Here is an 11,903-nt window from a genome sequence, read left to right on the forward strand (position 1 = left end):
ACGCTCGCGTCAGTGGGGTGATAATTTTCAAATACTTGGAAGTGCGCGTTTTATAATATTTTGAGCTTCTTCATTTATTTTTAAAAAGTCCAAAGCTTTTAAACGATAAGAATTAGATTTTAAGGATAATAGATCTTCAATAATACTTAATAATCCTTTATTGTTATAATGCATTATAGCTTGCTCATAATCCTTATTTTTAACGATTTGTTCTAATAGTTTTATTCTTTCATTGTAAATATTTTCTATATTTAAGTTTGCTATGAAATTTTCAAGATTCGTTTGTACATTTTTCAAATCATTTCCTTTTTTAACGTGGGATTCAGAGAAATTATAATTTATGTATGAAGAAGCAAAATAAGAAGCTTGTAATACTTTATTCTTATCAAGTAATTTTAATACTTTGTCTTCTAATTTTTGTAGATCAATGTTTTCTTTTTTATATTCTGCATATTTAGCTACGAATTCCTTTATTAAAAATAGATTTTCAATTTCTGAAACTGAATATGAATATATATTTTCGGTTTCTAATTTTTCAAGTTGTTCATCGATTCTAAAATCTCTATCAATGAACCCAATTGCTTCCACATTTCTATTTGGAATTTTGTTAAAGGAGCGTACGTAATTAATTACATCTTTACAGCTGGATAAAGGCGTTATTGTGAAATTTGGAAATAATATTTCAAATATCTTTATGTCTAAACTATTAATTTTTCCTTCACAAAATAAAATTCGCTTTCTACTACCTAAAAGTTTCATTAGTAGATTTTCAGGAATATCGTTTTCAGGGATACTTTCTATGTTCCAATTTATTGGAAACTGAAAATTCTTAATCCAATATTTTTGAGCTTTTCTTGAAGAAGCAAAATCCAAATCGTGACTTAAATATATGAAAATGCAATCTTGTTTTAGAACTTCTAATTTATCCCAAAGTTTATTCACAATTGCTTTGTGAAGATACATTTCTGGTTCATCAATTATAATTAATGAGTTGGTATTTGTCAATAAAACCCTTCCGATTAAGTAAAGTATATTTTTTTCACCATCACTCATTTTATAAGCAGGGTAATCGCTTCCAATTGATGGATCTTTAATCATAAGTTCATTACTTTCATTAAAAAACATTACTCGATGCTCAATTAATGAGTTCCAAATTTCGATTGCAGTATCCAACTTGCTGTGTAAATCCTCTTTATTAACTTCTAAATCTTTAGAAAAATTTGTACAGAAAGTATTTCTAATATATGCTCTTTCAGCTATTAATGTTTTTAAAACATACTTATATTCAGAACCATATTTTTTTGTTTCTGCATATGGGATGTCGTCAGTTTTCGATGCATTATAAGTTATCTTACTGTCCCTATAATTTTTTTGATATTCATTATATTCTTTGCTTGAGCTATTATAATTAGGTGTGTTGTCAAAAGTTGGAATAATTAATAATTTTTGGGCAGGAATAACAATACCATCTTTCTCGTCAATTACTGTTTTAAGATTATTTGCTAAAGTTGATTTGCCAGAACCATTTGCACCAACAACAACAATATTTTCTGTAAAGAAACCTAAATCTTTATAAAATTTATAAGTAACAAACGCTCCTGTTGTATTCAACTTATTATGTTCATAATAAGTTTTTAAACTATCGGTATTTACTACATAAAGTGGATTGTTTAATGTATGAAATAAATTATTAGTATTTACGGCGGAAATGTTATTGTATATCTTATTATAAAATATTTTTGGGATTATTTCATCCGCCAATTCTTTAGAGATTTCAAATAAATAGTTTTCGGTAAAATTTACTTCTTTGTAATATTCATATAATTTGTCGTCTTCAGAATTTAATGCTTCAAACTTTTCTTTAATTATTTTTATATGGTTTTGCTTTTCAACTATCAAATTTAATATTTCTTCCTTATTCATTTTATTTGGTGTAATGTTTTGGTAATCTTATAACTAATTCATTTGTAAGTAAAACAAACCTTCGTGTAAAAATCTAAAAAATTAGGGTAGATAAGAGAAGCTTTGTTTTTTTGCTTTTCAAATATATGTATTTTTTCTTGCCAATTTTTACGGATTTCCTTACTTCAATTCAAAATGATTTATAGTGTTATGCAATAAAAAAGCGAGTAAAATTTTTTTACTCGCTTTAATAACTTATCATATGTTCTTTACCCCAAGAAGCTCTTCAACTCCTCATAAGTCCCAATCTTCACACTAACTTTCTCCTCATTAATAACACTCTCAATTTGAGCAGGAATAGGAAGCGTAATTCCTAGCGCCGGTTCAACCACATCTAAGAATTTAATAGGATGCGCTGTTTCTAAGAAAATACCAATGGCGTTAGGGTGTTTTTCCAGTTCTTTTTTCAAACCTAAATATCCAACAACGCCGTGTGGTTCTGCGATATAACCGTCTGTGTTGTAGATTTTCTTTAACGCTTCAAGCGTTTCTTCATCCGTATAACTATAAGAAGAAAAGTCTTTTTCGAATGCTTTTAAGTCATTGTTGTACAATTCCTGAATTCTAATAAAGTTGCTTGGGTTTCCAACATCCATGGCGTTAGAGATTGTCGCTTTAGAAGGTTTCGGGTCGTATTTTCCGTTTTCTAAGAATCTTGGCACGGTATCGTTTACGTTTGTAGAGGCAACGAAATGTTCAATTGGCAAACCTAATTTTTTTGCCATAATTCCGGCGCAGATATTCCCGAAGTTTCCGCTTGGGCAAGAGAAAACTAAAGGTTTGTTTTGGCTTTTCAATGCTTTGTAAGCAAAGAAGAAATAAAACATTTGTGGTAACCAGCGCGCAATATTAATAGAGTTCGCAGAAGTCAGGTTTTTGTGCGCCAGAGTTTCGTCTAAAAACGCTTTTTTCACCATATCCTGACAATCGTCAAAAACACCGTCAACTTCAAGTGCTTTAATGTTTTGCCCTAAAGTGGTCAATTGTTTTTCCTGAATATCGCTCACTTTTCCAGACGGATATAAAATGACAACATCAACGCCGTCAACGCCTAAAAATCCGCTCGCAACCGCTCCGCCTGTATCTCCCGAAGTTGCTACTAAAACGGTGTTTTTAGCCTCTTTTTTGTCTTTATTGAAATAACCCAGACAACGCGACATAAAACGCGCTCCAACGTCTTTAAATGCCATTGTCGGCCCGTGGAATAATTCTAGCGAATAGATTCCGTTTTCGACTTTCACAACAGGAAAATCAAAAACTAAAGTCTCTGCAATGATTTCTTTTAGTTTGTCTGCTGGAATTTCGTCTCCAACGAATTGTTTAATCGCTTCAAAAGCGATTTCTTCATGGCTTAAACTTTCGATTTTATCAAAAAAAGAAGGATCAAGCGGTGTAATACTTTCCGGGAAATATAATCCTTTATCAGTGGCTAATCCTTGTATAACGGCTTCCTGAAAAGAAACTTTTGGGGCATTATGGTTTAAACTGTAGTATTTCATTTTGTGTTTTTATTTTTTAAACCATGTAAGTCATATAAGTTCATTTAATTGCTTGCGTTTTTTGTTAAATGAACTTATATCACTTATATGGTTAGTAATATTGCTTTTAGAGAATTCTTACTCCATCAGGATTAATCTTCGAAACGTGAATTTCATACGGTAAATTCATTTTTTCGTAAACATCGCTCATGGCTTTTGCGATTTTTTCAGCGGTTTCTTTTCCTCTGCTTAAAGCGAATATTGATGGGCCAGAACCAGAAATTCCAGAACCTAAAGCGCCGTTTTCATAAGCCGTTTGTTTGATTTGGTCGAAACCTGGAATTAAAACGCTTCGAACTGGCTCAACGATTTCGTCGTGAAGCGATCTTCCAATTAAATCGTAATCTTTAGTGTAAAGACCTGCAACCAATCCGCCTACGTTGCCCCATTGCGTGATAGCGCTTTTTAGGGAAACGTTTTGTTTTAAAACCGAACGCGCATCAGACGTTTTCAATTCGATTTGCGGATGAACAACCGTTGCGTACAATTCTTCTGGACTGTCAATTCTGATAATGTCCAAAGGCGAATAACTTCTTACCAACGTAAAAGCGCCTAAAAGGGCAGGAGCAACGTTGTCGGCATGCGCGTTGCCGCTGGCTAATTTTTCGCCCTGCATCGCAAACTGAACCAAATCTTTACGAGAATAGGGTCTTCCTAATAATTCATTAATTCCGAAAACTGCTCCGGCAGAACTCGCCGCACTGCTTCCGATACCGCTTCCGGCTTTTATGTTTTTATAAATTTCGATTTCAAATCCAAAATCCAATTCGTCTAAAGTTTTCAACATGGCCAAAGCCGCAACTCCAGAAACGTTTTTCTCGGTTTCCAAAGGCAAATCGGCACCGACAATTTTAGTGATTCGAACTCCTTTTTGATCGACTTTTCGAACAATCATTTCATCGCCCGCATTGTCTAAGCAAAGTCCCAATACGTCAAATCCGCAGGAGAGGTTGGCAATTGTAGCGGGACAGAATAATTTTATTTCTTTCATTTTTGGTTGGTTTTGCCACGAAGGCACAAAGTCACAAAGTTTTATTTTTTTAGGCTTTGGTTTTTTTGCCACGAAGGCGCTAAGACGCAAAGGCTTTTTGTTTTTTGTTTTTGCCACGAAGGCACTAAGACGCAAAGTTTATTTTGTTTTGCTAAGACTTAAAAAAACTTAGAAACTTAGCGTCTTAGTGCCTTAGCGGCTATACATTCCCAATGCGTATAACGTCAGCAAAAATTCCTGATGCTGTTACCGCAGCTCCGGCACCGGCTCCTTTGATCAATAAAGGCTGGTCTACGTAACGATCGGTGTAGAAAAGCACGATATTGTCTTTTCCTTCTAAATTATAGAAAGGATGATCTTTTGGAATAAATTGCAGACCTACGCTTGCTTTTCCGTTTTCGAATTGCGCAACGTATTTCAATCTTGAATCTTTGGCTAAAGCTTCTTTATAAATGCCTTCAAAATGAGCAGCATGTTTGATTAACGAAGCAAAGAAATCTTCGTTGTTTGTTGTCGCTAAACATTCTGCTGGTAAGAACGACTCGTTTGCAATGGCGTCAATATCCATTTCGTAACCGCTTTCGCGAATTAAGATTAAGATTTTACGAGCAACGTCAATTCCGCTTAAGTCGATTTTTGGGTCTGGTTCTGTGAAACCTTGAACGCCGGCTTCTTTTACCACATCGTGGAAAGAATTGTTTTCGTCAAAATTGTTGAAAATAAAGTTCAGACTTCCTGATAAAACGGCTTGAATTTTATGCACTTTATCGCCAGAAGCAATTAAGTTTTTTACCGTATCAATAATTGGCAATCCCGCACCAACATTCGTTTCAAACAAGAAAGGAGCGTTGTATTGGCGAGAAAGGCTTTTTAGTTTTTTATAATTGTCGTAAGCAGATGAACAAGCAATTTTGTTGCAGGTTACAACGGCAATACTTTCTTTTAAGAATTTTTCATACATATCAGAAACGCCTGCATTGGCTGTAATGTCTACAAAAATGCTGTTTCTTAAATTCAGTTCTTTCGCACGGGCAATGAATTCTGTCGGAATTGCTTCTTCTCCTTTATCCAAAGTCGACTGCCAATCTTTTAGAGAGATTCCGTCTTCATCAAAAAGCATCTTTCTGGAGTTTGATAAAGCAATAACTCGCACATTGATTTTTAAAACCTCTTTTAAGAATTTCTTCTGGTTGTGAATTTGTTCGATGAATTTCTCGCCCACATTTCCAACTCCCATTACAAATAGATTCAGCTGTTTTGTGTTTTCTTCAAAGAAGTTTTCGTGAAGCGTGTTTAGTGCTTTTTTAACATCTCTTTCATTGATCACAGTCGAAATATTTCTTTCAGAAGCACCTTGTGCAATGGCGCGAATGTTTACGTTGTTTTTTCCTAAAGTACTGAACATTCTTCCGCTCAAACCTTGGTGGTTTTTCATGTTTTCGCCTACCAAAGCAATAATGCACAGGTCTTTTTCTACATAACAAGGGTCGATTTTGTTTTGTGAAATTTCGATTTCAAAAGCTTTATTAATAGCAGTTTCAGCATTTTCAGCATCAGAATTCAGGATTCCGATACAGATAGAATGCTCAGATGAAGCCTGAGTAATAAAAATAACGTTGATTTTTTCCTGAGATAATACTTCAAACAAACGTCTTGACGAACCCGCAACACCAATCATTCCTGGCCCTTCAAGAGTTAAAAGCGAAATGTTGTCGATATGGCTGATTCCTTTTACAACCGTATCGTTTGAAGAAGGCTGGTTTGAAATTAATGTTCCTTCGGCTTCTGGCTCAAAAGTATTTTTGATTAAAATCGGAATATTTTTTCTTAAAACCGGCTGAATGGTAGGCGGATACAAAACTTTTGCTCCAAAATGCGACAACTCCATTGCTTCTTGGTAAGAGATTGTTGCAATAGGTCTTGCTTGTTTTACAATCTTCGGATTTGCAGTAAACATTCCGTTTACATCAGTCCAGATTTCCAGTTGTTCCGCATTAAGTGCTCCAGCGATAATAGCTGCAGTATAATCAGAACCGCCGCGCCCTAGAGTTGTTGTAATTCCGTCGGGAGTCTGTGCGATAAAACCTGGCAAAATGTTGATTTGGCTATTGTTCTGTCCGAAATATTCCTGGATCAGATTGTTAGAAATCTCAAAATTTACAGTTGCTTTTCCGTAGTTATGATCCGTTTTAATCAATTCACGGCTGTCTTTATAAACCGCATTTTTATTGATTTGCTGCAATGCCTGCGCAATGATGAAAGATGAAAGTAATTCACCAAAACTTAAAATAGTGTCAGCAGTTCTTGGAGATAATTCTCCTAAAAGGAAACAACCGTCCAATAAAGTTTCTAAGTGATTGATGATTCTTTTTACGTGACTTAAAAGACTGCTTTGTTCACTTACCGGAATAAGCTCTTTAAGCGTGTCAAGATGTTTTTTCTCGATTTCTGCTACAACCTCTCTAAAGCTTTCATCGTTTGCCGCTGCTTTGGCTGCTGCCGATTGCAGTAAATCGGTCACTTTGCTTAAAGCGGATACTACTACAACTAATTGGTCTTGTTTTGCTTTTTGTTCAACAATTTCGAGAACGAGTTTTATATTTTGAGCATTGGCAACAGAAGTTCCGCCAAATTTTAATACTTTCATTTTTGATATTTTTATTTTTTTGAAATGCAATAGTTTTCATGTATCCATTACCTTTCTTCTTTCACGAAAAAAGTATAGACAAATTGGATTATATGTAAAAATGTATACCCCTAAGGGGTAGTAGTTGTTGTAGTAGAAGTTGTAATAGCAGCAATTGCAGCTTCAGTTAGAGCTGTAATGATAGTAGATTGATATTTTTTGCTGTTATTTTTCATTTTTGATTTTTCAAAAGTACAGCTTTTTGCAAAAGTTAAAAACCCCAAAAGCCTTTTTACGAATATTTTAATAATTCAAATCTCAACTATTCGATATTGAGCATTTGTCAAAATTAAAGATGTTAAGTTGAGGTTTTGCTATATTTCAGATTCCGTCTAAAGCTGTTTTAAGCCTATCAAAGAATTGGTTTTTAGCTGAAAATAGATTTAAAATTGTACAGTTAGCGCTTTTTTTAGGATTGAGAATTATACAACAGATGAATTTGTGGTTTATGAAATTTTAATTATTGTGATAATTTGTTGCTTTTTAATGTTGATTTGTTGAATTTTGGTGTTTCAAAATTTGAAATCATCATGAGAGAGGTTCATTATATAAGTACCGAGACTATAACCTTAGAAACGCTTCACGAAATTATAAGCTTTAATAAATTGCTTGAACTGTCGGAAGAGGCAAAAGTCAATGTTCAGAAATGCCGTGATTATTTAGACAAAAAAATGATGTCTCATTCTGAACCAATTTACGGAATCAATACTGGTTTTGGGTCTCTTTATAGCGTAAAAATCTCTAATGAAAACCTTTCCAAGCTTCAGGAAAACTTAGTGAAATCGCACGCTTGCGGAACAGGCGAAGAAGTTCCTGCCGAAATCGTAAAGATGATGCTTTTGCTAAAGATACAATCTTTGAGTTACGGTCATTCTGGGGTTCAATTGAAAACTTTAGAGCGTTTAGTTGATTTTTATAATAATGATGTTCTTCCAATAATTTATACGCAAGGTTCTCTTGGAGCTTCGGGAGATTTAGCGCCTTTAGCACATTTATCACTGCCATTGATTGGCGAAGGTAAAGTGCTTTTTGAAGGAAAAAAAACAGAAGCTGCAGCCGTTTTAAAACATTTTGACTGGGAACCCATCGTTTTACAATCTAAGGAAGGTCTGGCTTTGCTGAACGGAACTCAGTTTATGAGTGCCTATGGAGCCCATATCTTGATAAAAGCTTATAAATACTCGTATCTAGCAGATTTGATTGGAGCTATTTCTTTAGAAGGTTTTGATGGAAGAATCGAGCCTTTTAATGAATTGATACATTATATACGTCCGCACAAAGGACAAATTGTAACTGCACAGCGAATTGCTGAATTCTTAGACGGAAGCGAAATTATTGCTCAACAAAAGAAACACGTTCAGGATCCGTATTCTTTCCGTTGCATGCCGCAAGTTCACGGAGCCTCGAAAGACGCCATTGATTACGTTCGCAAAGTATTCAAAACTGAAATTAATTCGGTTACCGATAATCCGAATATATTTATAGAGGCGGATCAGATTATTTCGGGCGGAAATTTTCATGGTCAGCCTTTAGCATTGGCTTTGGATTTTTTAGCAATCGCCTTGGCCGAATTAGGGAGCATTTCAGAAAGAAGAACTTATCAGTTAATTTCAGGATTGCGCAATCTGCCTGCGTTTTTGGTAGATAATCCGGGGTTGAATTCAGGATTTATGATTCCGCAATATACAGCGGCCAGTATTGCGAGCCAAAACAAACAATTGGCAACTCCGGCAAGTGTCGACAGCATTGTTTCGAGCAATGGACAGGAAGATCACGTGAGCATGGGGGCAAACGGAGCAACAAAAGCCTTACGAATTTTAGACAATTTAGAGCGTATTTTGGCTATCGAATTATTAAACGCTTCTCAAGCAATTGCCTACCGAGAGCCTTTAAAATCAAGTGATTTCATTGAAATGTTTTTAGGAAGTTACCGAGAAGTGGTGCCTTTGGTTAAAGAAGATAGGATCTTGCATATCGATATTGAAAATACAATTTCGTTCTTGTCTAGTTTTCAAATAGAAAACGATTTGTTAACAATGGCTTAACATTGTAAAATATTATTGAAGTAATTTTGCACTATCAAAAATAAACAAATGTCAATAAACAGTATTTTCCAATTTTTAGTGCCGAAAGACAAGAAATTCTTTCCACTTTTTGAAGAAGCTTCAAGCAATTTAATTGAATTAGCTTCTAACTTACACGAAGCTGTAAATTTACCATTAAAAGAAAGAGAAATTCTTTTTCAGAAAATTGACGAATTAGAACAAAAAGGTGAAGATATTACACGTCAGACAAACTTAGAGCTGAGCCGTAACTTCATTACTCCTTTTGACAGAGAAGATATCCATACATTAATTACTTCTATCGATAACGTTGCAGATTACCTTCACGGTGCATCTAGCCGTATGAGATTGTATCAAGTTGATAAGATTACAAAATCTATCAGAAAGATGACAGAAATCAACCTTGAGGCTTGTCAGAACATTGACAGCGCTGTAAAAGAGTTGAGAAATCTAAAGAATTTTAAAGTTATCAAGGATGCTTGTGCTAGAATCAACAAACTAGAAAACAAATCGGATAACGTTTATAACAAAGCAGTTTTTGAAATTTTTGAAAACGAAACAGACGCTAAAAATATCATTAAATATAAAGAAGTGTTATCTGTTTTAGAATCTGCAACAGACAAATGCAAGAGTGTTGCGAATATACTAGAATCTATTTCTGTAAAACATTCTTAATTCAATTTTTCATTCTGAAGTTATAATCTTATGACTATACTTATATTAATTATAGTATTAGCTTTAATTTTTGATTACATCAATGGTTTTCATGATGCGGCAAATGCTATAGCGACTGTTGTTGCTACAAAGGTTCTAACACCTTTTCAGGCGGTAGTCTGGGCAGCGTTTTTTAACTTTCTGGCTTATTGGGTTTTCGGATTTGGTGTGGCAGATACTGTTGCCAAAACAGCAGATACGATGCAGATTGACCTTGTAGTGATTTTAGCCGGGGTTATTGCCGCAATTTGCTGGAATTTATTGACTTGGTGGTTAGGAATTCCTTCAAGTTCTTCTCATACATTAATCGGTGGTTTTGCCGGAGCGGCTGTAGCACACGCTATTGCAGTTCATGGTTTTTCTGGGTATGTTGGTGCAGATGGAGCTACTCATCACTGGTACGATATAGTGAGTTGGTACAAAGCCGGGAAAGATGGCGGAATGCCTTCGGGAGTTCTTATCATTATTGCTTTTATCGTTTTAGCGCCACTATTGGGAGCTTTAGCGTCTTATTTGATTTCTATTTGGTTGCTAAATGCTTCTCGTAAAAGTATTGGGCCAAAAATATTTACAGTTGCTTTGATGATTGCAACAATATGGTTTGTTTATGCGCAAATGATTCCTTATGATGAAATTGTAAAAGACGGACATAAGCCTCGTTTTGCTTCCTCTGTTTTTTGGAGCGTAGCATTTGAGCCGCACAATATTAAATGGTTTTTAGTAGCTTTTATTGTATTGACTGTAAGTGCTTTTTGTTTAATCTTCAGTAGTTTAAATCTTCATCAAGCGGATGCTGCCTTAAAGAAAATGCAATTATTGTCTTCTGCTGCATTTAGTTTAGGGCATGGTGGGAACGATTCTCAAAAAGTAATGGGAATTATTGCTGCGGCAGTTGTTGTTTATATCAATACAAATCCTGGTGTCCATATGGATCCTTGGTTAGATGTGGCTCTTCCTTCAGAAGATGGTGCTTTTAGAATGCCTTCTTGGATTCCATTGGCCTGTTATTCTGCAATTGCTGCCGGTACTCTAAGCGGTGGATGGAAAATTGTAAAAACAATGGGTTCTAAAATCACAAAAGTAAGTTCGTTTGAAGGTGTTGCGGCAGAGACTGCAGGTGCTTTGACGCTTTACTTTACAGAACACTTAAAAATTCCGGTAAGTACAACACATACTATTACAGGTTCTATTATTGGAGTAGGGTTGACAAAACGTGTTTCTGCAGTTCGCTGGGGAGTTACGGTAAGCTTAATCTGGGCTTGGATCCTAACTATTCCGATTTCAGCGATTTTAGCTGGTTTGATATACTTTGTTTTAAGTGTATTTATCTAGGAAAATGATTTTGAAATAATATGTGAATTACATCACATTTATCCATATAGAGAAGCTGGTTTCGATTTTGAAATCAGCTTTTTTTGCTTTTAAAACTTCTGCAAATTCTTCCGATTATGTCTTCTCTTGTAATGTGTTTGTTTTAGTTTCTGCTGATCTTCAGAAATGATGCTGATTGTTCCGTCTATTTCCAGCATTGCCAGTTTTACGTTTTTAAAAAATTCGATTCCATGTTCTCTCATAGCTTCTTTTAGTTCTTCGTCGGAAATATCGAGTTTGCTTAAAGTTTTGAAATCCAGTTTTCCGTCGTGAATTAAAATTTGCGGTTTGTCTAATAATAAATCGCCGAAAATCTTATATCTGTGAGTTAGTTTTTTGATGACATAATTAATAACAAACAAAACCAAAGCGGCGACCAGACCTCCTGTCAAACTTGTATCTGGGCCAACCATCGCATTTTGAACGGAGTTACTGATTAGTAAAATCAATATTACGTCGGCAGTATTTAGCTGAGAAAGTTCTTTTTTCCCAAAAACTCTCAACGCAATCGTCATGAAGAAGTAAACGGCGACACTTCTAAGAATAATATCAAAATAAGGAAATTGTGTCATTTTTGA

The 11,903-nt window shown here is 34.9% G+C and carries 8 protein-coding genes; 3 read left to right on the forward strand and 5 right to left on the reverse strand.

Annotated features, from left to right (window positions below; all coding sequences use genetic code 11):
• Nucleotides 1-27 precede the first annotated feature (27 nt).
• The 4 genes from E0W73_RS01210 to thrA form a co-directional block, all read right to left on the reverse strand.
• Nucleotides 28-1,923 (reverse strand): DUF4435 domain-containing protein, encoded by a 1,896-nt coding sequence (locus tag E0W73_RS01210; protein ID WP_135220260.1) that lies wholly within the window; start codon nt 1,921-1,923, stop codon nt 28-30.
• A gap of 248 nt (nt 1,924-2,171) precedes the next feature.
• The gene (gene thrC, locus E0W73_RS01215; RefSeq protein ID WP_135220261.1) at nt 2,172-3,461 is read right to left on the reverse strand and encodes a threonine synthase; all 1,290 of its coding nucleotides are present in this window, start codon (nt 3,459-3,461) and stop codon (nt 2,172-2,174) included.
• Nucleotides 3,462-3,567: 106 nt separating this feature from the next.
• Nucleotides 3,568-4,491, reverse strand: a complete 924-nt coding sequence (locus E0W73_RS01220; RefSeq protein WP_135220262.1) for a homoserine kinase — start codon at nt 4,489-4,491, stop codon at nt 3,568-3,570.
• A gap of 199 nt (nt 4,492-4,690) precedes the next feature.
• Nucleotides 4,691-7,138: a bifunctional aspartate kinase/homoserine dehydrogenase I gene (gene thrA / locus E0W73_RS01225; RefSeq protein WP_135220263.1), complete on the reverse strand. Its 2,448-nt coding sequence runs from the start codon at nt 7,136-7,138 to the stop codon at nt 4,691-4,693.
• A 569-nt stretch (nt 7,139-7,707) separates the two neighbouring features.
• Between thrA and hutH the strand changes: the two genes are divergently transcribed.
• The 3 genes from hutH to E0W73_RS01240 are packed head-to-tail and all read left to right on the forward strand — an operon-like array spanning nt 7,708 to nt 11,286.
• Nucleotides 7,708-9,222 carry a histidine ammonia-lyase gene (gene hutH, locus E0W73_RS01230; protein ID WP_135220264.1) on the forward strand — a complete coding sequence of 505 codons (1,515 nt, stop codon included), beginning with the start codon at nt 7,708-7,710 and terminating at the stop codon, nt 9,220-9,222.
• 48 nt (nt 9,223-9,270) lie between these two features.
• Nucleotides 9,271-9,915 carry a DUF47 domain-containing protein gene (locus E0W73_RS01235; protein WP_091491116.1) on the forward strand — a complete coding sequence of 215 codons (645 nt, stop codon included), beginning with the start codon at nt 9,271-9,273 and terminating at the stop codon, nt 9,913-9,915.
• A 30-nt stretch (nt 9,916-9,945) separates the two neighbouring features.
• A complete protein-coding gene (locus E0W73_RS01240) occupies nt 9,946-11,286 on the forward strand; it encodes an inorganic phosphate transporter (RefSeq protein WP_135220265.1) in 1,341 nt (446 codons plus the stop codon).
• 89 nt (nt 11,287-11,375) lie between these two features.
• On the opposite strand, the gene E0W73_RS01245 is transcribed toward E0W73_RS01240, so the two are convergent.
• Entirely contained in the window at nt 11,376-11,897 is a 522-nt protein-coding gene (locus E0W73_RS01245; protein WP_135220266.1) for a DUF421 domain-containing protein, read from the reverse strand.
• Nucleotides 11,898-11,903 lie beyond the last annotated feature (6 nt).

It is taken from the genome of Flavobacterium foetidum (assembly GCF_004634245.1).
Taxonomy (GTDB): Bacteria; Bacteroidota; Bacteroidia; order Flavobacteriales; family Flavobacteriaceae; genus Flavobacterium; species Flavobacterium foetidum.

Bases quoted from the DNA above. Each gene is read 5' to 3' on its own strand.
- E0W73_RS01235 (WP_091491116.1), top strand. From the start codon at position 9,271: ATGTCAATAAACAGTATTTTCCAATTTTTAGTGCCGAAAGACAAGAAA.
- E0W73_RS01245 (WP_135220266.1), bottom strand. From the start codon at position 11,897: ATGACACAATTTCCTTATTTTGATATTATTCTTAGAAGTGTCGCCGTT.
- hutH (WP_135220264.1), top strand. From the start codon at position 7,708: ATGAGAGAGGTTCATTATATAAGTACCGAGACTATAACCTTAGAAACG.
- E0W73_RS01210 (WP_135220260.1), bottom strand. From the start codon at position 1,923: ATGAATAAGGAAGAAATATTAAATTTGATAGTTGAAAAGCAAAACCAT.
- E0W73_RS01220 (WP_135220262.1), bottom strand. From the start codon at position 4,491: ATGAAAGAAATAAAATTATTCTGTCCCGCTACAATTGCCAACCTCTCC.
- thrC (WP_135220261.1), bottom strand. From the start codon at position 3,461: ATGAAATACTACAGTTTAAACCATAATGCCCCAAAAGTTTCTTTTCAG.
- thrA (WP_135220263.1), bottom strand. From the start codon at position 7,138: ATGAAAGTATTAAAATTTGGCGGAACTTCTGTTGCCAATGCTCAAAAT.
- E0W73_RS01240 (WP_135220265.1), top strand. From the start codon at position 9,946: ATGACTATACTTATATTAATTATAGTATTAGCTTTAATTTTTGATTAC.